The organism is Paenibacillus sp. 79R4 (genome assembly GCF_013393165.1).
Lineage (GTDB): Bacteria > Bacillota > Bacilli > Paenibacillales > Paenibacillaceae > Fontibacillus.
The window spans coordinates 166,435-191,662 of the sequence record NZ_QJOT01000006.1 but is presented as its reverse complement, the minus strand read 5'-3'; the positions used below and the strand labels follow the sequence as shown (position 1 = coordinate 191,662).

Here is a 25,228-nt window from a genome sequence, read left to right as displayed (position 1 = left end):
CTTTTGTTGTCGGAATGCCATTGATTTTACCCTCTTCCCTGTTCCAAGAGCCACTGGTGTACCGCTTCCCCCTCCAACCTCACGGGCTCCGCTGCTGTCCCGATGATAACATAATTGGCGGATACCTCATCAAGCCCTCTTGCCGCTTTGAAGTCAGTTCCGCAGAGCAGCGCTCCATCAAGAATAGCACCCGATAAATCAGCAGCAGCAAAATTAGCGTGACTTAAGTTAGCCTTTCGAAATGAGGCCCGGCGCAAATCGGCCGCAAACAAATCAGCTGAGCTAAGATCCGCCTCTTCAAAGGACGCCTTGATCGCGATGCTATTTTTCAAAACGGCTTCTTTCAAGGAGGCAAAATCAAATACGGCTTTGCTGATTAAGCTATCCGATAGATCCGCGCCATCGAAGGAGGTACTCAAAAAATAGCCATCGCTCATGTCGTTATTTGTTAATATGGCCCGGTTCAAATTGGATTCCACAATTAACGAACAGCTTAGATTTAATCCCCTCATCTCAATTCCGCTCATTTCGGCATGTTCAATTTCTAATTTTTCACCATTTTTACCATCTGAGATTGCCCATTCGTTATGTTTCAAAAAAAGGTTGTTCATATCCATGCTAACCCTCCTTCCGGGACTTTTTCCGTTATGGCCACCATAGCACTTTATCACTTAAACCTAATCGTTGAAGTTGAACACGTACCTCTTCGATATGCTCCGGGTACATTTTCGTTGTATCGATAATTACATTTTCGCCCGTGGATAGCGATTTTTCAATGTCAGAGATCGCCTTATCCAGCGAGTATCCCTTGGGAGCGTACTTAGAGTGCCATCCTTTCACATCCCATTTGACGCCATTTCCATCAATAAACTCTGCCCCGGCCGGATTGGGATCCCTGCGAATAGGACCCGGCAAATCTCCTCGGGCCTCCAGCTCCAGTCCGGCCTGTCTTTCGATTTTTGACTTCCCGTTTATTTTAAAATTTTTGGCGGGATCTTTAGCTAAATTCTCGTAATCATCAACGGTTCTATGAAAATAATGCCCTTGATCTCCGTATTTGTCCATCAGGTCTTTATAATAATCCGGAGCAGTCTCTCTGATGTGGTCCAATTCGGCTTTTGACAGCCTTGGGGGCTTGGGCTCAGGAGCACTGACCCCTGGCTTCCGGGAACCCAACTTATCCAGAAGCTTGCGCCCATAATGGCGCGCTTTCCGTCCCGCCCACTTCAGCCCTCTGCCGAACGGAATCCGGCTTAATACAATCCCTATCGCGACGGATAGCGCATTTTCGGGAGTGAGCAGCCTCTTCGGATGACGGATATAGCCGGCAATCTCATGACCGCTCCCGGCGATGCCCCAACCTGTCATAACAATACCAAACGCGGGCCAAAATCCGACGAACAGCAGCGATAAAGCAAGAGCGCCGAGCAGAATGGCCCCCTGTTGGTACCCGTCGAGGCGATCCCACCAGTTCTGCAGCGAATCAAACATACAGGCGAAGCAGGACGCTTCCCCTCCTCCGGTATAGGCCCCGATGCCGGCAAACCAACCAACCCCGAGCAGAATCAGCGCAAGTCCGGTCAGGACCCGGTAAAGCGCTTTGACCCTGGCATCTATAGGCTCCCGTCTGCTGGCCGCTTCGTTGTTTCCATAGAGCATAACGAATCCAAGCTCTCTGCGCTCACGATAAAAGCCCAGCCAATACATGAATTTCCCACGCTCAACCAAAAAAGAGCGACTCATATTCCACAGCTCGGTAAACGGATTAAGGAACCGTTCATTCGGCAATAAAGGCAGCCGTTTTCGTATTTGGTTCAACGTCCAGTAATCGGCAACTAGCGAAACAATCAGCATCAGCAGGAATACAGGCTGAGTCTTATATCCGCTGCCGGTCCAGTCATGAAGCTTGAGCACCCATCCGGGCAATTCATACTGACCGTTATACGCCGCGTGATCGAGGATGGACCATAGCAGAATGATGGCCGGGAACAAAAAAATCCATTTCGTCAGCCTTGATCGCAGCCTGTAAGCGATGCCACACGCCAATGCGATCATAGCGGTATGTACAGGATGACCCACGGTCATCACCGTTGGAAATATACTTTCCTCGAAACGACCGGGAAACAGCGAGAACAAATCCCAGTGAATCGTCTTGCCGCCCAGCAAGGTATAGCCGTAGCCGAATGTGCCAGGATTCAGCCACCTTCGGGTTAGCTCCTCGATCAGTTGGAAGCCTACGCCCGTCGCGGCACCCATCAGCGTGTAATCGCTGAAGCTCAAGGCTGAAGCCCGGCGCGAGAACAACAGGAAGGCGGCCAAAGGAAGCAGCTTCCACAGCTCTTCGAAGATAGGCGTTACGACGGCTACAGACCAAGTGTCGGAAGTTCTTCCGTTGAAGATCAGGTGGAAGGTATTAACCGTTAGCGTTGTAAAAGGCACGACCAGAAAAACGCCGGCCAGCACAAACGGGATGATTTGTTTCCAGGGCAGCGTCTTGCTCCGGCACAGAAGCCAAAATTGCAAGAGCACATAGAATGACCATAAATATTGCACCAGCATCGTGCGTGATTCTTTAAAGAAGAACAAGCTTAACACAAAGGCGATTAGCGATATCCAGGAAATTATCGTGTACACCGTTCTAATGAACGGAAACCTCTCGATCCATGAGCGGCAAATGCAAATGATATTTTCCAGAAAATCCCGGACTCCGGTTCGGATGGACCAGATCATATTCATGGGACACCTCCTATGAAATCCGTTAATGACTGTTCTTGTTCTGATTCAGAACCTCTATATTCATGTCACCTTATGCAGTAGAGAAAAATCTTATCCGAGCAGACTAGTATAATGTCGTTTCCTCCATGTTCCGTAGCATTTGGAATTCCTAATTTCTATTGTGGATAATCATACCTTACAAACCGATCATTTACACTCAAAAATGGATAAAAAAATAAATATTAGACTTTATTCCCATACCGATCGAACCAGGAATAGGCCTATGAAACTGACAGGGGATTTTACTTAAGGGCTGCAAAAAAAATCTCCCCAACGAGTTGGGAAGACAGGTGTTCTCAGCATTTACCTTATATGATTGAAAATCTCATCCACCGCCTGACGATACCCACCGGAAGATCGCAGAGAATCCTGCATTTTTGCAGCGGCTATCCGGAAAGAGGTTTCGTTCAGCACATGATCTGCCGCTTCGCGGAGTTGGTCTGCTGTCAAGGATGGCATTTGCAAGGTGATGCCCGCTCCAATATGGGCGACTTGCTCGGCAATCAAGGGCTGATCCGCACTAAGGGGGAGAACGATAAGCGGAACGCCATAATAGAGGCCCTCATGGGCACTATTCATCCCGCCATGGGTAATGAACAATTTCACATTTTGAAGTACATCCGTTTGTGGAACATAATTTTTCACGATAAGATTCTCGGGGATATTTCCCAGATCAGAGACCTGAACTCGATCCCCTACAGACAAAATGATCTTATGCTGCGTATCCTTGAAGGCCGCGAAACAGAGCTGATAGAACTCCACGGCTTGATTAAAGACAGTTCCCAAGGAGATGTAAATGGAGCTATTCCGCTTAAGCTCTGTATAGTCAAAGCTGTCTGGATTGAACCGTGCAGAGATGGAGGGTCCAACAAATTTATAGGATGAATCAAATGCTCCCGCCTCAGGCTGGAACTCTCTCGTTGTATATACAAGCGTGAGTGGAGCGGGATTACAATATACTTCGTAAGGCGAAGGACTCTCTACTCCATATTGATCCTTCACCATCTCCGCCAGGCTATAAAATTTATCTTTGATCGGTCCGGCAATCTCTGCGGGAGCTTCGGTCATAAACAATTGCAGCGTCTGATTGACGGAGGCTTCGGTCTCGGCAAAAGTAGTGCACGAGCTAATAGCCGGCAGCTTAAGAATTTGCGCGAGGAGCCGTCCACAGCCGAACATGGAATCATGAATGATATAATCAAAGTGCTCTCCCTTAATTTGTTCAAGGACGCTCGGGATAACAATATCGGCCGTAAGCAAAAGCCCGTTGATCCTTTCGAGCAAATAATTTCTGCCGCCGGAGATAAAAGCCTTAATAAACCTCTGATCGTCAAAGGTTCGCACTGTCGCCCCCGTCTTCTCCATCCGTTCCCGAAAAGCCTCGATACAGAAGTACACGACCTCTTCGCCGCGTGATATAAGCTCCTGCACTACTCCGATCGTGGGGTTAATATGTCCCTCTGACCCGGCATTAATAAATAACACACGCGCCATATGTATCACTCCCTTTAAACTCTTGTAGAAACATTATTGCATAAAAAGACCGCCGGAGAAATTTCCGACAGTCTTTGTCAGGCATGAAGTATACTCTCCTATTCGCTGGACAATTCCTTTAACGACTTGATCTTGCCATGAGGGTGCTGTTCTTGCTTTCGAGACTTCCAGGCAGCTTCTTTCCTTCTTTTCTGGTGAGCCATAGCACATATCCTCCTCTGGAAAATGAGATGTATACCACTACCTTAGGTTGCCATTCCTGGGGGATATCATTCAGACGACATGCCTGTATGACTAACTATTTAATCTCTGCTGGAGGATGGATATCAGCTCTTCCGCGGAGTTCCAGATCATTGGACGGATCTCTTGTATTTTTACGTTGAGGGTATCCTCATCGCGACTGTTCATACTCCAAATTACCGGGATGCTCAGCCCAAGGGCGTACCCCGCTGCAAAATATACTTCAGGGGATTGTCCCGTTGCATCCGCGATAATCAATTTACTGTCCGCTATAAGCTCCAGGGAGTACTTTTCGCCATGAGGCGTTGTTGCCGTTGCATGTGTAAGCAATCGCGGCAGATAACCATATTGCTCGACAATCGGTAATATTCTTCCCTGCCATTCCTGGCTCAAATCCCCATCATTCGCGATAAGGATCGTGCATGGCTTCAGCTTCTTGCCCCCGGCACTTGCCACCGCTTCGCGCCAGCCTTGCTCCGTAAGTTGAAAGCTCGTTCCTTCTCTAATGATAAGCTGCTCGTTCCTTAATTTATCAATAATATATACGAGCTCTTGCAGATTAGGGGAATAGGTCAGATTATAATTGCTGGAGAGCGGATGAATGACCACGGATTCCCCTGCACGATCCGAATGCCTATATAAATATTGCAGAAGGCGGATCCCTTTGTCTTCTATTGTCACAGGAATCGTCGGCGTATTCACAATCGTCTCCAGATCATTGGCCGATAATACGACTGCTTCATCGCGATCCGTTTGCTCGCGGAGATAGGCCGATATGATATGAAGCATGCTGCGCTTCTTGGGGTGTGGCAACGAATTAATCGATTCGTAGCTGTCTCTATGCAAGCTATAGGACCCGTCCGGTGAACAGGAACAGCCTAAATATTGATCATAATCGCCTTCCGGTTTAGTCGGTACAATCTCATCGCAGAACAAACAGCGTTTCTTTATCATAAGAATTCATCACCTCTTATCCATTTGCTATTCTCTACCATACCAAGATTTCAAATAAAAATGGACAAGAAAAATCTTCCTTATGATAGCAAGGTGTTATTTGAGCGTTCGCGATTTGCTGCTGGATAGATACAAGCCGATAAACACCAGCAGCCCCCCGGAAATCTGAATAAATGTAATCGGTTGACCCAAAATCAGGCCGATGATTGCCGTGAATACCGTTATCAAATACATAAAAATCCCGGCTCGCCCCGGTCCCATCTGGCGTATTCCAATATTCCAGAAGACAAAAGCGCCAACAGAAGGAAACAACCCCATATAGATAATGCCAACCATTGCCTGGGGACTATGAGGAATCTGCAGACCGGTATACAGCACAAAAGGGAGCAGGATAATAAGCGCAATCAATACCGACACGGCGGTAGCCGATATCGGAGGAATGGATAGGATTTTCTTGCCAAGAATCGAATAAAAGGTCCAGACCAGGATCGCCAGAATCATAAGCAAATCCCCAGTGTTATATTCAAGTCTAAATATTTGCAGCACTTGTCCTTTGGTCAGAACAAGCAGTACACCACACAAAGACACGAGCAGACCCAGTTTATTCTTAAAAGGGATCTTCTCTTTCAAAATAAGCGCCGAGAATAAAGCGATCAATACCGGATTTACAGCATTAACAAGCGAGGCGTTGAGCGACGAAGTATAGCGAAGCGCTTCATACAGCAAATAGTTGTAAGCAATAATGCCGGTAAGCGACATGACGAGGAGTATTTTCCAACGGGACCAGCCATCCCTCCAATTTGGCCGCTCAATCCACTGAGCAATCGGAAAGAATAAAATCACCGCGATCGACCATCTTGAAAAAGTCATTTGCAAGGGGGTCAGCTCCGCAACTACATATTTGCCAAATATATAATTCCCGGCCCAGAAAATATTCGCCAGCACCAGAAATAATATCACAGTATGTTTCTTCATTATCCGTCACCTCTTGAACCAATGCTCAGTCAAAAACATGATCACTTTATCATATGAAAGAAGGAAGTAATATCAAATATATCATTGACTCAAGATACCCTACACTCCGCCAGCCGCCTGGCTCACAAGCAATCTCCAAACAAAAAACAGATCACTTTATGGTGCAGCTTCCCCATCCAGTGATCTGTTTTATTTCATTGCCTCAAACCGGCTGCAAAACCTGTACGAAGCGTCCCAGCCTCTCCAACGCTTGTTCTAACTCAGCGAGCGAGGTAGCATAGGAGCAGCGGATAAAGCCCTCTCCTCCCGATCCGAATACATGACCTGGCACTACCGCAACCTTCGCTTCCTTCAATAGCCGTAAAGCAAATTGCTCCGATGACATTCCTGTAGAGCTGATAGAAGGGAAGGCATAAAATGCGCTTTCAGGTTCATGACAGGTTAACCCGATCGCATTTAATCCCGCCACAAACAGCTTGCGACGTTCATTGTAGCTCGCCATCATCTCATCTTTGTCAGCCAGGCCATAACGCAATGATTCGAGAGCTGCAATCTGTGCTATTGTTGGAGCACACATGGCGGTATACTGATGGATTTTCAGCATGCCGGCTATCAGCTCACGCGGGCCGCAAGCATAACCGACACGCCAGCCTGTCATCGCGAATGCCTTGGAGAAGCCGCTAATCACGATCGTACGCTCCTTCATCCCCGGCAAGGCTGCAAGGCTTGCATGCTTCCTCCCATAGGTCAGCTCGGCATACACTTCATCCGAAATAACAACCAGATTATGCTCGATCACAAGTTCCGCAATCGGCTGCCAATCCTCTTTGCTCATAACTGCTCCGGTCGGATTACTCGGATAATTAAGCATCAAAACTTTAGAATGGGGCGTAATCGCCGCCCGCAATGCTTGTGCCGTCAGCTTGAACTTCTCCTCTGGCTTCGTTATCACCTCAACAACTTTACCGCCATGCAGATGGGTGATGGGTTCATAGGCTACATAGCTTGGCGCCGGAATCAGCACTTCATCTCCCGGATCAAGCACGGCCCGCAGTGCCAGATCCACAGCCTCACTGCTCCCGACCGTCACGAAGATCTCATCACAGGGGTCATAGGAAAGCGCAAAGCTGTTAGCTAAATAAGAGGAGAGTTCCTCCCGCAGCTCCATCAAGCCGGCGTTGGAGGTATATTTGGTCTTCCCTTCACGCAAGGCCTGAATGCAGGCCTCGCGCACCTTTTCCGGTGTAACGAAATCCGGTTCCCCCACTCCAAGAGCGATTGTATCTCCACCCGCCGTATTCAGATCAAAGAAAGCGCGGATTCCTGATGGCCGAATCTCCCGTACGCTGGAGGACAAAAATGGCCCTGCATTCTTCTCGTTATACATGCTGCAGCTTCCCCCATTCCTCTTCCCGCTCCCGAAGCGAGCAGGAAATAATACGATCCAGCAGCTGTGTGAAGGTCATTCCTGCCGCTGCCGCGCTCTTGGGCAGCAGGCTGCCAGCAGTCATTCCCGGCAAAGTATTCACTTCCAGTACATAAGGGATATCCTGACACAAGATCATATCGACCCGGGCATAAACTTTGCATTGCAGCAGCTGATAGCTGGCAAGCGCCGCTTCGCGCACACGCTGATGGGTAGCTGGAGGAAGCTCGATCACCTTCTCCTCAGCAGCGCCAGTCTCATATTTTGCCGTGTAGTCGAACCACTCCGAATGGGCGGAGCGAATACCGATTATCGGCAGCAGCTCCCCATCGATAATCGAGCAGGTAATCTCCATGCCATGAATATAAGGTTCAATCAAGATCGTCTGATCCAAAGCGCAGGACTCCTGAACAGCCTTCAGCAGTTCGGTCTCATGATGCACGAGCTGGATGCCGATGCTTGATCCCCCCGTGTTTGGCTTCACAATCACCGGATAACCCAACCGTTCTACCGCCCGTGGATTATAGTCCTCCATTCCCTGCCAGCAAAGACCTGTCGGCGTATTTATGCCCGCTGCCGCAAGCAGCATCTTGGATAGCCGCTTATTCATGCAGAGACTGCTTGCCAGAATGCCGCTGCCTGTATACGGAATTCCCAGCGTTTCCAGCGCTCCTTGTACCGTGCCGTCCTCGCCATATTGACCATGCAGAGCCAGCAGCGCGAGATCTATTTCAGCCTGCTGTACCTGCCCAATCAAATCCGCTCGCTGATCAATCACCATAGGGACCGCCTCATAACGGCTAGGGTCCAAATGACGGATCATCTCCTGACCTGTCCGGAGCGAAACCTCACGCTCGGAGGAAACACCGCCCATAATCACACCAATCTTCATCATGACACCTCATTTGTCTGTAGTTATCGTTATGCCTTAAGAAGGTCTCGAACCTGCTCGCCGATAATCTGAATCCCCAGCGCGATATGCTCATCCGAGACTCGTGAGAATCCAAGCCGCAACGTATTTGTTCCTTCGTCCTCTGCGATAAAAAATCGGTCTCCCGGTGTAAAAATAACCCCCTGCGCCGTACAGGCTTCCAGCAATTCGTGCGTGTCTACGCTTGCCGGGAAGGTAAGGAACAAATGCAAGCCTCCGTCGCCAGACAGCTGCGCCTCAGGAAGATATGCTTCACAGCAGGCCTTCGTCAGCTCGTATTTGCGCTTATATTCCGTTCGGGCTTTTTTGACATATTTATCGAAATTCCCGTTCAGCAAATATTGATACAGGATCGATTGATCGATCGTTGATGTATGAATCGTACGCGCTCGCTTAATGCTCTCCAGATTGTCAATCAGCGCCCGGTCGGCAAGCACCCAACCAACCCGCAAGCCCGGGAACAGCACCTTGGAGAAGCTGCCGATATAGATCACGCCATTCCCTTGCCCTGCTGTCGCAATAATCGGTGCGATATGCGCTCCTGAGTATCGCAGCTCCTCATTAAATCCATCCTCAATCACCGGAATCTGATAACGCATCATTAACTTTACAACAGCACTGCGCTTGGCTGCCGACATCACGATCCCGGTTGGATTGTGATAGGAAGGCGTCAGATATGCCAGATCATAGCAGTTCGTCTGCTTTTGCAGCTCCTGCTCAAGCTGTTCCACATCAATACCGTCCCGTTCCATCGGAATGCCGGTAATCTCAAACCCCTGCAGCTTCAAATTTTTGATGGCGGTATGATGGGTCGGATTTTCGCAAATCGCTGCTCCGCGGCGTCCGGAAGGACGCAGTGCAGACAGGACAATGTCGAAGCCCTCGGTAAAACCGCTTGTAATCAACATATCCTTGCCGCTGATATCGACGCCTTTATTCTCCATATAACGCATCAGATAATCGATCAGTGGCTTATACCCTTTGGCGTAACCGTAGTTCAGCAGCACCTGCCCTTCGATAGCCATCCGATCCATAAAAGCTCGCTTCACATCTCCGAGATCGAATAAATGCTCATCCGGAGCGATGCTGGTGAACGAGATCGTCCCTTTCTGGGCCCGGATGCCTTGCTTCATCATATCCAGTTCGACCGCTGCCCCGGCATATTCGTTCATTCTCCCCTTCCAGTCAATCTGCCAGGCGGAAGAAGCAGCAGAATCACCGTGGTCTCCGGCCAGTCTCGTTACCATTGCTGCTACATAGCTGCCCTTCCCGGGAAGAGCATACGTATATCCGTCATCCTCCAGCCCTTCATAGGCGGCAATGACTGTATTGCGGCTCACTTTGAGCAATTCGCTCATTTCTCTTGTAGAAGGCAGCTTCTGATCCGCCTGAAGCGCCCCTTTTATAATTAAACGTTTGACGTATTCTTTCACTTGTATCGCGACCGGACGGTCGTCAACGAGCTTGAAATCCTGGAACACTCTTCATCGCCCCCTTCTGTAATTCTGGCATAGGATGCGCAAGAAAAAAAGAACCACCCTGCAGGATTTTTCATCCTTTGGTGGTTCCCCTGTATTTCAGGCCAGATTTGCCCTTTTCATTATAATAGGGTTGACTACATAGTTAACATGGTTAACAAACTTACAAACCGGACATGATTCGTTCAGAGCTCTTTTTTCAAACGTTCCAACTGCAAGAAGTGATGGCGATAATGCATTTCAACCAGTAAGAACCACTCTATAGCGGTTAACGCACCGAATCTGGGATGAGCGATTTTGTGCTCTTGCGATGCCTGACTCAAAGCGGGTTCCGTTCGTCTCATCCTTTCTACTACACCGGATAACCCTTCCCTCAATTGTGCCTTGCTTACCGGCTGCTGCGGGGTATATTGCGGCGAAGCCGGAACCCGGATCCGAATCGGCGGAAAGCCTCCTTGCTCGAATATGCTTCTGCCTTGCTCCGTTTTTTCATCCTCGGGGGCCAAGGTGTCATTCCCTTCAGCCAAACATTGCTCGACATGTTGTAAATGCATAAATTGCGCCGATTGAATCAAATGCAGGTACATTTGGCCGATGGACCATTCCTCTTCATTCGTTTTTTGAAGCAGCTGCTCCCATTCAAGGTTGTCCAGTTCGGATAAATATCGCTCTACGGCTGCTTCAAATTCCTGTAATGCTTCCTTTGTACTTTTCATCAAGTAAACAACTCCTCATCAATCTCAGATATATATCCAATATAAAAAAACGCTGCTGACATCTGTATGTCAGTAGCGTTTTAGTATTTTTTCGGCCTCTTCCCGGATCCTGTTCCGAAGCGTTGCTGGCTCCAGAACCTCGACATCACCACCCCAGCCGAGAATATAAGGCAGCAGCTCTTCGGGATGTCTAACGCGAAAGGTGACCAGAAGATAATCCTGCTCCGTCTCCATCGCTTCCATATAATAATTCCCGGTCTCAACAATTTTGTCGGCAATATCAGAATTCACCCGAACCAGTATCCACAAATTGCGGTCGTCCGGCTGGCGGTAACGGCTCAGATCAAACCCGGGCAGCATGGAAAAGCGCTCATCCGACACCGTAAGCTCGGTCATCCGCGACAACCGGAAATGGCGGATATCCTGCCGTAGATCACAGTATGCAATCAGCATCCAGTTTCCCTGAACAAACACCAGTCCGTATGGATCAACCTCTCGCCTGCTTTCACGTTTACCGTCTGAAGCTGATATCTTTTTCAGGTACGTAAAACTTAATTTGCGATGTTCCAGAATTGCGCGTCGTACTTGTCCAAGATAATTCTTCTCCTTCCGCCCCATTACCGATTCTCCAACACGAAGAAGGCGCATCGCTTCCCGTACACGCTCTGATTCGCCGCGCACCTGCTCTGGCAGAACCGCTTCGATCTTGCGCCTGGCCGCCTTGGCAGCACTGACGTATTCGCCATCCAGCTTCTGCTCGACAAAATCCGCTCCCATCAGCAGGGCTACAGACTCTTGCGCCGTAAAACCAACAGGTGGCAAAAAGTACCCTTCCATTAGAGAATATCCCTGCCCGGGAGCTCCGATGATCGGGACACCGGCTTCGCTAAGCGCTTGAATATCACGATATATCGTCCGCACGCTCGTCTCAAATTGAGCCGCCAGATCCTCCGCCCTGACCACGTTACTCCGTTGCAGTTCAAGCGTAATGGCAAGTTGCCGTTCGGTTTTGTTCATGTTAGCTTCCCTCTATCTCTTGTGCATTTATCATTTCCGCCGTTCTGTCCAACAGCTCCCCCATGGCTGCACCGTATAATCGGCTTTTGATGCGGTTGGATCATCTATTCACCATACCGACATCTTTATGCTTAATTCTCATCGTGCGCTTTGATTATAACGCATACCCGTGGGGGACAACATATGCCATACGGCGCAAGCATGTGATTCCTATTTTCATATCTTTATTTATCTATATACATGTCATTTTCTGCGATCTACTGGGATCGAGATTTTCTTATTGTAGGTTTTTATATATTGATATCCGTCGCAAATGAGAGATTCCGGTTTATCCTCCGTGTCAAATGAATACGTCTGCTCCCACAGAATATTGCCGTTATTCAGGTTCCAGGGACGTTCCGCGGAGATTGATGCTACAGGCACTGTCTTTCCCCCCGCTTGGATGGCTAAACTGTCCGTATCCAGGAAAGTAAACTGTCTTCTGGCAATAACGATATCATAACCTGTTTTGGTCTTAGCGACGCTCCGAATCCACAGCTTCTCATCCCCCACCTTCATAGATCGATCGGATGGCGAGGTCAGCGAGATGGGCTGATTGATTTTATGGTACCCTTCAAAATTTTCAAGTACAAGCTCAAGGGATTGAATCTGGTCCGTAGGAAACGGATCAAATTGAAGCGAAAAGTCGGGATTATGCGCCTCTGCCCTCGTCCTCCCAACCTCTATTCCATTCACATAAAGCTTGGTTTCTCCAGAAAACCTCGGATACTCTTCAAGATCATAATGCCCTTTAACAATAGTCGAGGTAGGCGAAGCCGTAATATAGTCATAGTGAATCGTGCCTTTATCAACCGCAATGGATTCGGACAGCTTTTCTTTAATCATACTCTTCATCGCCTTATTTGCCTCAAAATCGAAGGAGAGGGAATAGGATACCTTCTCCCCATTGTCCAGCCACTCGTTAAATACAAGGGTTAACGTTCGAGCAAACGGGCTCACGGGTTCGAATTCACTTTCCCCGATGAACTGGCTCTTGTCTTTACCGGGAGACCCGCCTCCGCCAAGCGACTTGGACTGAGTCAGGAACCCTTGCACCCGAACAAAGCTATAACGTAAGAAATCTTCGTCAGTATATTCAGTTCCTGCCGGTCGGTCGATCGTATAATACATGCGAAATACATTATCGTCCGCAATCAGTCCATTAATGGTAAGAACAGTGCCATCATTAAGCGTTAGGCTTTTATCCACCTTTTGACCATATCCCTGCTCCATCACCTCGGCAAAGCTAAGAGAGTTTAAGCTAACTTTGTTAAAATAATAAGCCAGGGCAGGATACTCATAAGCTCCGACCACTAAAATTAGCGCTGCCACAGCTGAAGAAATCCATACCACCGTTTTATTTACTTTTCTTTGTTTTACGGGAACTTGCTGCAATGCATTGCGAAGTCTCCCCTCCAGATCTGATGGAGCTTGTAACTGATTCTGTTTGTATTCCTCGAATTTCTTATCGACCGTTCTCATAACGATCCACCTCCGATCACAATCTCCAGCTTTTGAATTCCTTGCGAGATTCTCGATTTAATAGTTCCAAGCGGTGCGCCGGTTATATCCGCAATCGTCTGATACGGTAGGTCATGCACATAACGAAGCTCAATCGCTTCACGCTGCTGTGCATTAAGATGGGATAGCAATACCTGCATATTCATCTCGGACTCGGTATCACGATAGGGATTATCGTCTGTTAATGCAGCAAATAAGGGTCCCTTATCATCCTCTAGTGGAACAAATCGATTCTGTTTACGAAGTAATGTTTTGCAGCGATTCACGAGGATGGTTTTACTCCAGCTGTAAAAGGCTTCCCTTTTCTTCAACTGATCGATCTTTTCATACAGGGTCACAATCATATCTTCCATTGCATCCATCGCGTCATGCTCGTTCCCCATGTAGGCATAGGCAAGGCGATAATAAGCGTCCTTATCGGCCAGGATGAGTTGTAATAAGGCCTCCTTATTGCCTTTTTGGGCTTGTTTGACAAGATGATTCACTTTCATGCTCACTCCCCTTTTCATGTATAAGAGGCCATTAAGGTAATAAAAGTTCATTTTATACGAAAATATTTTTTTCGTACTATGTTTTTGCTTTGCAAAACCGATAGAGTTCGAAAAGTAATTTGATAAGCTTAAGTAAGTCACATATACTGGAAAAGTAAATTACCTTTGGAAGGAGATATTCAGATGAGCAATGTACAAACCATCATCAATGAAATTTCAGCGGAGGTGCAGGCTACACGCGTCTCCGAGTATCCGGTCAGCCCTCTCTTTCTGAATCGCTGGTCAACGCGCGCTTTTTCAACTCGTGAAGTGAGCGATCAAGATCTATATACGGTGTTGGATGCCGCACACTGGGCACCCTCTTCTTTTAATGATCAGCCATGGCGCTTTATCGTCGCCAAAACGGAGGAGCAGCGCAGCGTATTCCATCAATTCATCAATGAATTCAATTTAACCTGGGTATCGACCGCCCCGGTTCTGATTGTGGTTGCTTCCGATACACAAAGAGACAATGGCGATCCAAACGGCGCTCATGCCTTCGATGCGGGTGCGGCCTGGGCTTCGATGGCGATTCAGGCGACCATGCTGGGTATGGTTACTCACGCCCTGGGAGGCATCGATCGCAATAAAGCCAAACAAATGCTGAATATCCCGGACAGCTTCGAGATTCATGCCCTTATCGCTCTTGGATACCATGGGGATAAATCCTTACTGCCCGAAGCCGTTCAGCAGCGTGAAGTGCCCAACAGCCGCCGCCCGCTGCATGAGCTTGTGTACGAAGGGAAAATCGAATAGCAACCCCTCTACGCCCAACAAAAAAGCTGGCCTATTGGCCAGCTTTATCATTTTTCCGCAAAATAAAAAGCAAATCAGATTAATTAACGGCTATCCCCAGGCTTTATTTGGCTTCATTGTCGTCTACGGGTTGAATCGTACCTACAAATATCCATCCCGGTTCCCAGCCGCGTTCTTTGTGAAGTTGATCTTTAACCGCTTGCTTCACATACGCCTTATGGCTTACTTGAACGACTATACTTCCTGTTCTGGTATTTTTATCGCGGCCATGGTACGTGTAATTGGCTTTGAAAGCCATATCCTTAACAGGGACTTCCCCGGCACTGCTGACCGTCGTGCCATCATCGGATAATCGTAAATCAAGAACCTTCTCGAATACTGATTGCGCAACTTTAATCTGATGATGGAGAAATTCCTTATCGGAAGGATCTTCAAGCTCTCCTCGTAATTTTAGCAAGAAATGCTGAATACTTTGCATGATCAATGCAGACTCTTCATTGGATAAATTTTCTTGCATATTACGCACGCTCCTTAGCCTCTAGTAATCGAACGGTTTGGAATCACTTGCTAAATAATATTCTATGCTTCCCCCAGCAACTCCTCTTATACCTGTCCGTTTTTCTGCCAGAATTCTGCTGCTGTCAGCGGTGAGTCCAATGCTCCATTCAAGGCCGGCTGTTATTCCTTAAAAGATGTCAAAGCTAAAGGAAGATTCATAAATGCACAATAGCGCTCTGCGGCCATAGTGATCTCCTCTGCTCTATCTGCCAATGGAATAAATAAATCAAATTCGATATCTATCCCTTTATTCTTGATCGCTCGTTTCCATATACCCACGATTTGACCATCGATGACGATGGTTGGCATAAATACTCCGTTGTTACCGGGGATCGTACGGGAGGCGAATTCAGCTTTTAAAACCGCACTGCGATCCTTATAGCCAAGCTGATACTCGTCATATCCCGGAAGCAGATAAACACCCGGTTCAGCATCCCTTGACCCGACCAGAACAGGCTCGCCCCACCAGTATTCGTGGCCGTTTATTTTCTCCGAAACCAGGCGGGATTTTGCCGCTTCAATCCCCTGTCGGGCATGGGAGAGCGTGATACCGGCCCACCAGGCAAAATCCTGGACCGTAGCTGGACCGTGCCCGGTAAAATAACGTTCAGCCAGGATACCTATCGCTTCATCCATAGATCGTTTTTGGGCATTCGGCGCCCACTCATCCAGCAATACAAAAGTTTGAAGCTTCCCTTCCTTTGGCCCGTGACAGATCAAACCAGATTGGGCGATATACCATAACAGGTGATACCCGCGCTGGTTTTTCGTACTGATCCCATCCTCCTCCAGCAATTGCATAAGCTCGGGCCGAGATTGCCGCTTGTTCCCGTGCAGCGCATCATAGATTATTGTGCTGGCATGTTGAATAATCTCCTGATTCAGCTCCAATTGCTCCAGCCTTCGATGATCCTGCGCCAGGGTACGCGAAGCCAACAGCTCCAACATCCACTTTACATCTTCCGCAGGCACAAAATGCAGCGTACCCCGCATCATCCAGGTCAATACGATTTTATGGTCGGCCATGTTTTGCTCGACGTCCGCAACGGTACCGAATTGCATGCGCAATCCAATCGCCCATAAAGCCTGATGATAATCCTGTGCCTGCATAGCACCCAGATGTCTTACAACCTGCTCGGGCTTATCCCGCTTCCCGCCAGCAATAAGCTGGTTGAATAGACGCCGATCCACCACATTTTGCATTGCCGCTGGCCCCCTATAAAATCCATAGATATTTACAATCCGCCGTAGTTCACATACAACTCAACTGTCATATACATAATAAGTAACTTTGGTGCCTGCGCCCAACACGCTTTCAATATGAAGACCCGAACCGAAATGCCGTTTTAAGCGCTGATCCGTATTGATCAGGCCAACTCCCGAACTGCGATCCGCTCTTCTCTCCAGTACTCGCTGCAATTGAACCTCATCCATGCCAATTCCGTCGTCTTCGACGGTAACCTCGGTATGTGACTCATAGACAGCAATCCGAATGATCAGCTTTCCTCCGCGGGTGCGCTTCATGATGCCATGTCGTATCGCATTTTCGACTAAAGGCTGGATGGATAGAAACGGGACTCTCAATCGTTCACACTCATCAACCTCCCATATCACCTCTAGCCGTTCATCAAACCGGACCTTCTCAATATATAGATAAGAGCGTACCAGACTAAGCTCCTCCTCGATCGGTACAAGCCCATCCATATGATGAAAGCTGAACTTATGCCTTAAGAAGTGGCTGAACTGATCCAGCAAATCACGCATCTTATCCAGATTAACATCACTTAGAGCCGCGATAGCGTTCAATGCATTAAATAAGAAGTGAGGCTGAATTTGCGCTTGCAGCCAGGCTGCTTCTAACCGCAACTGCTCCTGGACGCTTTGTTTTATCGTGACGAGTGCCTCGATCCGGGATCTGATCTCGATAGCTTCCACCGGCTTGGTCACGTAGTCATTGGCCCCGGCGAGGAAACCGCATTGAATGTCCTTCGGTTGGCTCCGTGCCGTAAGAAGCAGGACAGGAAGCTCGGTCAGGGTAAACCGCTCGCGAATGATTCGTGTCAGCTCATAACCGGACATCTGCGGCATCATAATATCCGAGACAACCAGATCCCACTCCTTGGCGTCCAGGACTGCCAGCGCTTCCTTGCCGCTTGTGACCATCGTCGTATCATACTCCTCGTACGGCAAAATGGCTTCGAGTACCTGCAGGTTGACGGGATCATCATCCACAACGAGTATGATCGGTCGCTCGCGGCTGATTTCAGCGGAAGCGGTTGGGTTCGCCATCGAGGTCTTTGCTATCGGAGTCGGCTCCTCTTTCTCCAGACTGGCTGAGACTTGATGCAGTGCAGGCATATGACCGGTTGTCAGCTGGGCATAAGAGTCCGAAATCGTATAGATTTCATTCTCTATCTCGGCATCATCAGACGCAAGCTGCAGCGAAAAGGAGAATTGGGATCCTCGTCCGAGGATAGACGATACTTTGAGACGACCTCCATGCTGTTCAACCAGCTGCTTGCTGATACTCAGGCCCAATCCAAAACCGCCTTCAATCATCGTGTCATTCGCGGCTGCTTGTTCATAGGGATGAAATAGACGCTTGAGCATGTCCTCATCCATCCCCATTCCGGTGTCGGCAATCTCGATATTGGCTCTGCCATCCTGGATAGTGGCTTTAATCGATACCGTTCCTTCATTGGTGTATTTCACCGCATTATGCAGTAGATTAAAGACGATTTGCACGACCCGATTCTCATCCGCAAGGACTGGCGGAAAATCCTCCGCAACCTGATTGACAAATTGAACGGATTTTACTTCGGCATTAAATTGCAGCATATCCATGACTCCAGTAATGACCGGTTGCAGGCGGATGGCCTTTTTATACAGACGCGGATTGCCTTCCCGTAAGCTCATCACGTCAATTAAATCATTTAATATCAGGCTGAGGCGCCGCCCTACAGTGAGAACCGTTTCAAGCTCTTTGATGCTTCTCTCCTGCAGCAGATGACGTTCCCTCTTTAATACCGATTGCGACATGTTCAAAATACTATGCAGCGGATTTTTAAATTCATGTGATGTATTGGCTAAAAATTGATCCTTATGGTCGTTCATTCTTTGCAAGGTGGCGGCAAGCTCCTTGGTATTGGCATGCATTCTGAAATAGTCTTTAAACCAGACCGAAGCAAGGCACCCCATTGCAATAATCAGATCAAATGGATAATGAACATAGCTCATACCGCTATCTCGCCAGAATAATGACCAGAGGACATGATGAACCAGTGCCAGAATTGAAGATAACAGCAGCAGGTTGCTCTTGATATCCTTGCTGACTAGCTTGAAGATAGCTACCAATGCAATCGCCGCTCCAGTAATCCCTAGCAGAAAATATAGCGGGAAGAGCATAATCACCTGATTCGGTGCAAGAAACAACGTAATGACCGCCGTACCTAAGATTAATCCCTTATATAACGGGTATATCCTGCGCCAATATCGCAGCATGCGGTGGTTCGTACACTCCAACAAAGCATAGACGCCGATCATTAATGAGACATTAGAGAGCCGAAAATCCCAGCCCGCGCCCATATAAAAGAGTTGATGGAACAGCTTCTCATCATTGCTTAGCACATTTGAAAAGGTGATACACAAGGTCAACAATGAAAAATAAAGCAGACGCTTCTCTTTGTTGCCAAGCAGGTACAACAGAAGGGCATAAATGGAATGCATCAAAAAGATAATGACTGCTAGAAACTGCATTGAAATGGACAACTTCATCTCTCGGGTAATAGCGGCTTCCGAACCGAATTTGATGGAACGAATAATCCCGCTGCTTCGGCTATCCACATAGTTAGCCGCCTGAATGACCAGATCGATCTCGCCTTTCTCATCCGCCGCAAATGTAGAGGAATAAGGGAGGTTCTTGGCTGTATATTTATCCTTTGTCTCCCCGATCTGCCCGGATCTGGCCAGCAATCGGCCATTGACGTATAACTCGGAGGCCGTGCGTACACTTGGTATGCGAATACCATAGTTCATGTCCTCCGTCGGATCTACATGAATACGCAAACGATAAGAACCGTAGCCATAGGGGGTTGGCTCCTCGGAATCCAGCGCTTTATTCCAGCCTCCGGGGACATCGATAAATCTAAGGGGATTCCCGTTTGGTATTTGGAGCAGCTTCCCATGTATCAGCCATTGTGAAGGATAGAATTCCCACTTTCCATCCAGCAACAGGATTTTACCGTCCTCTGCGTCCCAATCATGTAAATCCAACTGACCATTCTGAATCGAAACACGCGCCCGCTGGGGAGACACCTCCATCCACAAAATACGCAAAGCGGACAAAGCGACTATAAATAGAATTAGCAATATCACTACATGATTCTTCTTCATACCGTTATTTGGCATAGCATCTGCCAAGGAACATTCCTCTCTTTGTCTTTATCTGTTATTGCAAAGTACGTTACATTACCAGAAGCCCCCGTCGGAGTGAATGATTTGTCCCGTAATCCACTCCGCTTCCTCACTCGCCAGAAATGCGATAAGCTTCGCGGCATCTCTCGGTTCACCGAGGCGACCCATAGGAAATCTGGGCAATAAGTGTTCCTTCAATTCACGAGACATCCATCCACTGTTTGTGGGTCCGGGATCTACAGCATTCACCGTAATTTTAAGCGGCGCCAGTTCAATAGCAACGGACTTAGTGAAGGTAGAGACAGCTCCCTTGGTCGCTACATAAGCCAAATTGCCTGGCTCAGGCGACTTGTCCTGACCTGACACCATATTAATAATTCGGCCCCCATGCTTCCCTTCGATTTGTCGCGCAAACTCTACCATTAGCAGACAAGCTCCTCTCACATTCATCGCATAATGAGCATCAAGGATATCCGCTGTGATCGAACGAAAATCTACATCTACCGAATGGGTTGCATTATTTACAAGAATGGATGGCGAGCCTAATCTCTTATGAACTTCATCTAGCAGGAGCTTGGGGGCATCGGGGAGCGTGAGATCTACTTTCATCGATTCACACCTTACCCCAAGCTCGCGGATCTCCTCCATCAGCTGCCGTGGCCAATCCATATCCTCTTCGATAAAATAATCCATTTTCCGGTCATACCTGGACCAGTGCGTAAAGAATATATCAGCGCCTTGTTGGGCCAATTCTCTACAAATTGCCGTACCAATACCATTTATCCGGCTAGCGCCAGTAACAATGGCAATTTTGTTCATTAATTTTGTCATGATTAGCATCTCCTTGCGGGAACGCCAAACAACGTACTATAGGAGATGAATGCGCACCAACCAAAAAAGCGAACACCATAAATTGGTATTCGCTCGGTGCGTTTATAGCACATGAATTCAGCGATCCTATAATGGTCTAATTAGAAATGGACAATTGATCCCTTCCTGCAAAGGGAATCCGCAAAGCCATTCAATTATGGAACCATTAAAGGGTACCTGCCATTATAATTCATGCTCCTCTCGTACATCTCCTGCCTCATATCGTATCACAATTACAAATTATAGTAAAACATTAACTCGAATATAAAGAGCAATAAGTATGTGAGAAATTCCCTGCCAATAGGTCCTGCTTGCGAATGAAAAATTGCAGTTCCCCAGCGTCCCACCAACAGAACCCAACCTCTTGATCCGAGTCCAGGGCAAGAAGCAGAAGCGTATCCCGAACCTCCTGCTCTGCCTTGTGCGCATCGCCTTTCAAGTGAGCGGCGATTTGCTTCATCGCATCCTGTACGGAATAATTGTACTCCGCACCCGTCAGCATTTGCAGCGCCGCCTCATATTCACAATCCCCGTGCTGGGTCGCAGGATATCCAAACATAACGGCAAGATCGTTCGAGTTCGCTTCCGTCAGCTCAAAGCATAAGTCCTCATATTGCTCGTAATCATGCTCCTCATCCTCCACCAGCTCGTAATCCACATAACCATAATTCGGTGGCTCCATCGTGGATCTGGCTTCCACCCGATAACCCTTGAATTGCTCCTCCAGCGATGTTTGTTCAGGAGCCAGCCGACGATGAGCCTCCTCTAGCTCCTCATCTCGCAAATATAACACCTTATGTTCAATATTGTAGGCAGGCTCATCCACGCCCACAAAGAAATAAAGCATCCCTTCCTTAGGAAGCAGCGAAGACTCCTCCTGAGCCGCTAATTCACTCAAACGCAGTTGAGCGAGAAACGTCATCGGCGTTCCCTCCGAATCGAGCGGCCATTCCACACCCGCCGGCAAATCCGGATCCCCCCCAATGCGGGAGGCGCCCGCTTCTCTGTAGTTCTCTATTTCCTTCTTGGACCATCGAATGCCTTGGCGTACGGAAGCCTGTAAATAATCCAGCGCATGTTCAAACTGATGTTCACAGACCAATTGCCCTAGTCTGTTCTTGAGGTTCTCGCTCAGCACCGCTGTTCACCCTCCTTGTATTTCGATTAGATCATCCTGATATGTCATCGGAATGATTTAATCGAGCTTCATTTCCCGTGCTAATGAAGAGGGGATCTCTTCTTTATCCACGATCACATCGATGACGTATGGTTGGTTCAAGGCTAGCGCCTGTTTGAGGGCCTGCTTAAACTCGTCAATCGTCGAACACTTTGCACTATTTGCACCCATCGAAGCGGCGTAAGCGGCCACATCAAGGGGCTGCTTAAAGATCGTTCCATCCGTCCGTCCGGTAAACTGCTGCATCCCTTTTAAGGCCATATCTAATTGCCCATTATTGATGACGATAAATATAACCGGAAGCTGCTCCGCTACACAAGTGGAAATCTCAGAGCCTAGCATAAATAAACAGCCGTCCCCTGTCAGACAGATAACGTTCCGTTCCCGGTCGGCGAACTTAGCGCCAATGGACATTCCGATTGCATTAGCCATTGAGGCGAAATAAGAATCGAAGAAGAACTTCACACCGGGCTTAAGATCCAGCCAGCGAACAGCGTGATAGCCATGAGCACCGTCATCGGCAAAGATCGTGGTATTCTCCGGAATAATATCACTAACGGCCTGGCAGACCTCAGCAACAGACAGAAATTCCAGAATAGGAAGTGGATCATGATAAGGTGCAGGTGTAGCTGTATGTACAGGAATGGGTTCTTCTTGTGGATGTAAACGTAAAATCTCTTCCAGAGTGGTTCGTAAATCGCCCAGCACAGGCATAAATTCAGCTGGAACAATGCCGCCCATAAATTCAGGTGTTATATCAAACTGGATTATCTGCTGAGGATAATGAGAGCGGTCCAGACCAGCCAAAGCCGTATCACTTAACCGCGAACCCATCACCAGGAGCAAGTCAACTCCTGATTCCAGCAAATCCATGGCTCTTCGATGTCCGCCCAGACCCAAAGGTCCATCATACAGGGGATGTGATGAATGAGTGCTTCCCTTGCCACCCGGAGTTGTGACGATAGGGAGCTGGAATCTCTCGGCGAACCCGGCGAGCGCCTCTTGTGCGCCCGAGAGTACTACTCCTTTGCCGGCAAGAATAACAGGCTTGCGAGCACTCTTCAGCCGTTGAACCACCTCTGTCAGATTGGTGGCCATAAAATCGGTTCCTCTGGACGGTAAATGTATATGTGGTTCACTTACGGGTGAGATCATAACATCAAAAGGAATGCACAGATGCACGGGTCCTTTTCTTCCGGTCAAGGCCTCTCGTAGAGCATATGTCAGAATCGCAGGAAACGTATCGGCCCGCGTCACCATCGTGCTAAACAGAGTAACAGGCTTCATAATTTCCGCCAAGTCAATCCCAAATTGCGAAGAATCCTGACATTGCGGGATTCCCATTTCAGCAGCGGACTGATGCCCGGTTATAAAGAGCACCGGCAGACAGTTCATTTTGGCATGCGCTGCGGCTGTAACAAGGTTGGTGCCTCCCGGCCCAGAGGTGGCTACGACAACGCCCAAATTGTTATTCGTAAGAGCATAACCTCCGGCAGCGAAGCCGGATCCACTCTCGTGTCTTCCCAAAATAAACTCAATATCCTGGTTGCCAAATTCCAATACCAGTGGGGCAATCGATTTTCCCGGAATTCCAAATGCATGTGAAACACCAAGGTTTACGAGGGACTCAACTAAGATTTGCACAACACTTTTCACATTGAACACTCCTTTATGTCGTCTAGGTCGTCGCATGTCAAAGGTAAATGAATATTAAAATCCGTACCTATACCCGGTCTTGAATCGATGGTAATTTCTCCGTTGTGATTATTAATAATACGATAAGAAACAGATAACCCGAGGCCCGTTCCATTATCTTTCGTTGTAAAGAAAGGATTTTGAATTTTGGTCAGATTTTCCGGACTGATCCCGATGCCATTGTCAGAGACCGTGATTACCAGACTATTGCCCAGCTTCCTTGTTTTCAAAGTGACGATATCCTTGGGTTCAGAAGCTTCAACGGCGTTTTGCAAAATATTAATCAACACCTGCTTGATCTGAGCAGCATCAGCCAGCAAAATCTCCTCGTCCACGGTACAGTAGTCGCGAGCAAAGCTTATATCATGCAAAGCGGCATGCCCTTCCATAAATCGAAGCACGCTATCCAGAAAAGTGTTGATTTCAATCGGTTTAATAATCGGGACGGAGGGCTTGGACATCGTAACGAAATCGGAGACGAGATTCTTGACACGCTCCAATTCCTCATGAACATAACCCAGATATCGTGTAGTCACAGGGTCCAGCGGCCGTGAACGGGTGATTTGCACAAAGCCCATAATCGTAGTCAACGGATTACGTATCTCATGCGCCAGACCCGCTGCCAGCTTGCCAATCGCCGAGAGCTTTTCACTCACAATTACCTGCTGCTCTAAATAATAACGTTCCGTGATATCGCGAAACTGAGCATATGCGCCTTCAATATTTCCCTTTTCAAAAATAGGAATGATATCCACGAGACAAATCGTATGTACTCCTTTGTCATTGTAGTGGATCTCAAAGTCCCGCTGCGGCAGGCCATTCGTAATCGCTTCCCGAAAATAAGGGCCCAGCTCAGCGATGTGCAGGGACGACCGCCCCACCGCGATGAAGTCCGGAATCATATTGTGCGCGACCTTGTTATAATCCACAATAAGTCCCTTGTGATCTACCAAGAGAATCCCTGTGTCCAGATTATTGACCATCAAATGGTGCAAATCCAATTGACGCTGATTCGTTCTTCTCAAGATCAACTCTCTCGCCATGGACTCTACCATATTAACCAGCATGGCAAGCGGATAGTTGCTAAATTCAACGACACTGGTCATCAGAGAGATTGTACCTTCCAGCACCCCTTGTCCTCCATAACCGTCCGGGAAAGAAAAGGGAACACTATGACAAGCAGAATCGTGTAAAGCAAGATGGAAATGATCCGTCCCTACTGTCTGGAAAGGAATCTTCTTGTCCAGGGCGATCAGCGTGGCGCAAATTCCCACTTCCCGCTCAATGAGCAAACTGCCTTCTTTAATGTTGAGCTGCGATAGATTTTCCTTCATGATCCGATCCCCGAAGGAATCAATAACGAGACCTTTGTCGTCCGTAACGAGAAATAGTACCATCTGCCCATTCAACAGCTTAATGGTGTTCTCTCCAAAAATCTCCGTAACCTCTAGGATGTCGGCATATAGCCTCTGTTGCTGCTGTAAATGTTCTTCAGTCGCCTTTGTTAATGGAGAAGGGACATCGGTTGGCTGCATGCCATTCTCAATACAACGCCGGCGGATCTCAGCAAGGAGATTGTTTGTCATAGGATCGCCACCTCAGGTTAGCAAATTATACTACATTCTCTACTAATTCTTCTATATACTATATCGGTGCTTTAATA

General features: G+C 48.0%; 20 protein-coding genes and 1 pseudogene. 1 reads left to right on the top strand and 20 read right to left on the bottom strand.

Annotated elements, in window-relative coordinates; translation table 11 throughout:
- Window positions 1-26 precede the first annotated feature (26 nt).
- From DMN77_RS10535 to DMN77_RS10480, 13 genes and pseudogenes are all read right to left on the bottom strand, one after another.
- Entirely contained in the window at window positions 27-617 is a 591-nt protein-coding gene (locus tag DMN77_RS10535; protein WP_068781294.1) for a pentapeptide repeat-containing protein, read from the bottom strand.
- Between the two features lie 28 nt (window positions 618-645).
- Complete coding sequence (locus DMN77_RS10530) at window positions 646-2,736, bottom strand: PrsW family glutamic-type intramembrane protease (protein WP_179014835.1); 2,091 nt, start codon at window positions 2,734-2,736, stop codon at window positions 646-648.
- A gap of 342 nt (window positions 2,737-3,078) precedes the next feature.
- Window positions 3,079-4,269 (bottom strand): macrolide family glycosyltransferase, encoded by a 1,191-nt coding sequence (locus DMN77_RS10525; protein ID WP_179014833.1) that lies wholly within the window; start codon window positions 4,267-4,269, stop codon window positions 3,079-3,081.
- 98 nt (window positions 4,270-4,367) lie between these two features.
- Window positions 4,368-4,472 (bottom strand): DUF6254 family protein, encoded by a 105-nt coding sequence (locus DMN77_RS23895; RefSeq protein WP_015735743.1) that lies wholly within the window; start codon window positions 4,470-4,472, stop codon window positions 4,368-4,370.
- Between the two features lie 91 nt (window positions 4,473-4,563).
- The gene (locus DMN77_RS10520; protein WP_179014831.1) at window positions 4,564-5,463 is read right to left on the bottom strand and encodes a hypothetical protein; all 900 of its coding nucleotides are present in this window, start codon (window positions 5,461-5,463) and stop codon (window positions 4,564-4,566) included.
- A 96-nt stretch (window positions 5,464-5,559) separates the two neighbouring features.
- Entirely contained in the window at window positions 5,560-6,438 is an 879-nt protein-coding gene (locus tag DMN77_RS10515; RefSeq protein WP_179014829.1) for a DMT family transporter, read from the bottom strand.
- Between the two features lie 202 nt (window positions 6,439-6,640).
- Window positions 6,641-7,825 (bottom strand): aminotransferase class I/II-fold pyridoxal phosphate-dependent enzyme, encoded by a 1,185-nt coding sequence (locus tag DMN77_RS10510; RefSeq protein ID WP_179014827.1) that lies wholly within the window; start codon window positions 7,823-7,825, stop codon window positions 6,641-6,643.
- Complete coding sequence (locus DMN77_RS10505) at window positions 7,818-8,756, bottom strand: D-alanine--D-alanine ligase (RefSeq protein ID WP_068781299.1); 939 nt, start codon at window positions 8,754-8,756, stop codon at window positions 7,818-7,820. Before DMN77_RS10505 ends, DMN77_RS10510 begins: the two co-directional genes overlap by 8 nt.
- Before the next feature lie 29 nt (window positions 8,757-8,785).
- Window positions 8,786-10,276, bottom strand: coding sequence for an aminotransferase-like domain-containing protein (locus tag DMN77_RS10500; RefSeq protein ID WP_068781300.1), 1,491 nt, complete (start codon window positions 10,274-10,276; stop codon window positions 8,786-8,788).
- Between the two features lie 182 nt (window positions 10,277-10,458).
- Window positions 10,459-10,989, bottom strand: a complete 531-nt coding sequence (locus DMN77_RS10495; protein WP_068781301.1) for a DinB family protein — start codon at window positions 10,987-10,989, stop codon at window positions 10,459-10,461.
- Between the two features lie 69 nt (window positions 10,990-11,058).
- Complete coding sequence (locus DMN77_RS10490; RefSeq protein WP_179014826.1) at window positions 11,059-12,006, bottom strand: helix-turn-helix transcriptional regulator; 948 nt, start codon at window positions 12,004-12,006, stop codon at window positions 11,059-11,061.
- Between the two features lie 243 nt (window positions 12,007-12,249).
- Window positions 12,250-13,527, bottom strand: coding sequence for a DUF4179 domain-containing protein (locus DMN77_RS10485; protein WP_068781303.1), 1,278 nt, complete (start codon window positions 13,525-13,527; stop codon window positions 12,250-12,252).
- A pseudogene (locus DMN77_RS10480) lies at window positions 13,511-14,057 on the bottom strand (sigma-70 family RNA polymerase sigma factor). Before DMN77_RS10480 ends, DMN77_RS10485 begins: the two are co-directional and overlap by 17 nt.
- Window positions 14,058-14,240: 183 nt before the next feature.
- On the opposite strand from DMN77_RS10480, the gene DMN77_RS10475 reads away from it, so the two are divergent.
- Window positions 14,241-14,852: a nitroreductase family protein gene (locus tag DMN77_RS10475; protein ID WP_179014824.1), complete on the top strand. Its 612-nt coding sequence runs from the start codon at window positions 14,241-14,243 to the stop codon at window positions 14,850-14,852.
- A gap of 103 nt (window positions 14,853-14,955) precedes the next feature.
- On the opposite strand, the gene DMN77_RS10470 is transcribed toward DMN77_RS10475, so the two are convergent.
- The 7 genes from DMN77_RS10470 to DMN77_RS10440 all read right to left on the bottom strand — a co-directional run bounded on the left by DMN77_RS10470 (window position 14,956) and on the right by DMN77_RS10440 (window position 25,151).
- Window positions 14,956-15,369, bottom strand: coding sequence for a hypothetical protein (locus tag DMN77_RS10470; protein ID WP_068781305.1), 414 nt, complete (start codon window positions 15,367-15,369; stop codon window positions 14,956-14,958).
- A 161-nt stretch (window positions 15,370-15,530) separates the two neighbouring features.
- Window positions 15,531-16,613 carry a winged helix DNA-binding domain-containing protein gene (locus DMN77_RS10465; protein WP_179014822.1) on the bottom strand — a complete coding sequence of 361 codons (1,083 nt, stop codon included), beginning with the start codon at window positions 16,611-16,613 and terminating at the stop codon, window positions 15,531-15,533.
- Window positions 16,614-16,673: 60 nt separating this feature from the next.
- Window positions 16,674-19,802 (bottom strand): hybrid sensor histidine kinase/response regulator, encoded by a 3,129-nt coding sequence (locus tag DMN77_RS10460; protein ID WP_179014988.1) that lies wholly within the window; start codon window positions 19,800-19,802, stop codon window positions 16,674-16,676.
- Between the two features lie 75 nt (window positions 19,803-19,877).
- Window positions 19,878-20,654, bottom strand: a complete 777-nt coding sequence (locus DMN77_RS10455) for an SDR family oxidoreductase (RefSeq protein ID WP_068781307.1) — start codon at window positions 20,652-20,654, stop codon at window positions 19,878-19,880.
- Window positions 20,655-20,946: 292 nt separating this feature from the next.
- Window positions 20,947-21,831: a YwqG family protein gene (locus tag DMN77_RS10450; protein WP_179014821.1), complete on the bottom strand. Its 885-nt coding sequence runs from the start codon at window positions 21,829-21,831 to the stop codon at window positions 20,947-20,949.
- Between the two features lie 57 nt (window positions 21,832-21,888).
- On the bottom strand, window positions 21,889-23,526 hold the full coding sequence (locus DMN77_RS10445) for a thiamine pyrophosphate-binding protein (protein ID WP_179014819.1): 1,638 nt from the start codon (window positions 23,524-23,526) through the stop codon (window positions 21,889-21,891).
- Complete coding sequence (locus DMN77_RS10440; RefSeq protein WP_068781310.1) at window positions 23,523-25,151, bottom strand: ATP-binding protein; 1,629 nt, start codon at window positions 25,149-25,151, stop codon at window positions 23,523-23,525. Before DMN77_RS10440 ends, DMN77_RS10445 begins: the two co-directional genes overlap by 4 nt.
- Window positions 25,152-25,228 lie beyond the last annotated feature (77 nt).

What these genes read in the sequence shown, in the direction of transcription:
- DMN77_RS10535 (WP_068781294.1), bottom strand. Translation starts at nt 617, where the DNA reads ATGGATATGAACAACCTTTTTTTGAAACATAACGAATGGGCAATCTCA.
- DMN77_RS10530 (WP_179014835.1), bottom strand. Translation starts at nt 2,736, where the DNA reads ATGAATATGATCTGGTCCATCCGAACCGGAGTCCGGGATTTTCTGGAA.
- DMN77_RS10525 (WP_179014833.1), bottom strand. Translation starts at nt 4,269, where the DNA reads ATGGCGCGTGTGTTATTTATTAATGCCGGGTCAGAGGGACATATTAAC.
- DMN77_RS23895 (WP_015735743.1), bottom strand. Translation starts at nt 4,472, where the DNA reads ATGGCTCACCAGAAAAGAAGGAAAGAAGCTGCCTGGAAGTCTCGAAAG.
- DMN77_RS10520 (WP_179014831.1), bottom strand. Translation starts at nt 5,463, where the DNA reads ATGATAAAGAAACGCTGTTTGTTCTGCGATGAGATTGTACCGACTAAA.
- DMN77_RS10515 (WP_179014829.1), bottom strand. Translation starts at nt 6,438, where the DNA reads ATGAAGAAACATACTGTGATATTATTTCTGGTGCTGGCGAATATTTTC.
- DMN77_RS10510 (WP_179014827.1), bottom strand. Translation starts at nt 7,825, where the DNA reads ATGTATAACGAGAAGAATGCAGGGCCATTTTTGTCCTCCAGCGTACGG.
- DMN77_RS10505 (WP_068781299.1), bottom strand. Translation starts at nt 8,756, where the DNA reads ATGAAGATTGGTGTGATTATGGGCGGTGTTTCCTCCGAGCGTGAGGTT.
- DMN77_RS10495 (WP_068781301.1), bottom strand. Translation starts at nt 10,989, where the DNA reads ATGAAAAGTACAAAGGAAGCATTACAGGAATTTGAAGCAGCCGTAGAG.
- DMN77_RS10490 (WP_179014826.1), bottom strand. Translation starts at nt 12,006, where the DNA reads ATGAACAAAACCGAACGGCAACTTGCCATTACGCTTGAACTGCAACGG.
- DMN77_RS10485 (WP_068781303.1), bottom strand. Translation starts at nt 13,527, where the DNA reads ATGAGAACGGTCGATAAGAAATTCGAGGAATACAAACAGAATCAGTTA.
- DMN77_RS10475 (WP_179014824.1), top strand. Translation starts at nt 14,241, where the DNA reads ATGAGCAATGTACAAACCATCATCAATGAAATTTCAGCGGAGGTGCAG.
- DMN77_RS10470 (WP_068781305.1), bottom strand. Translation starts at nt 15,369, where the DNA reads ATGCAAGAAAATTTATCCAATGAAGAGTCTGCATTGATCATGCAAAGT.
- DMN77_RS10465 (WP_179014822.1), bottom strand. Translation starts at nt 16,613, where the DNA reads ATGCAAAATGTGGTGGATCGGCGTCTATTCAACCAGCTTATTGCTGGC.
- DMN77_RS10460 (WP_179014988.1), bottom strand. Translation starts at nt 19,802, where the DNA reads ATGAAGAAGAATCATGTAGTGATATTGCTAATTCTATTTATAGTCGCT.
- DMN77_RS10455 (WP_068781307.1), bottom strand. Translation starts at nt 20,654, where the DNA reads ATGACAAAATTAATGAACAAAATTGCCATTGTTACTGGCGCTAGCCGG.
- DMN77_RS10440 (WP_068781310.1), bottom strand. Translation starts at nt 25,151, where the DNA reads ATGACAAACAATCTCCTTGCTGAGATCCGCCGGCGTTGTATTGAGAAT.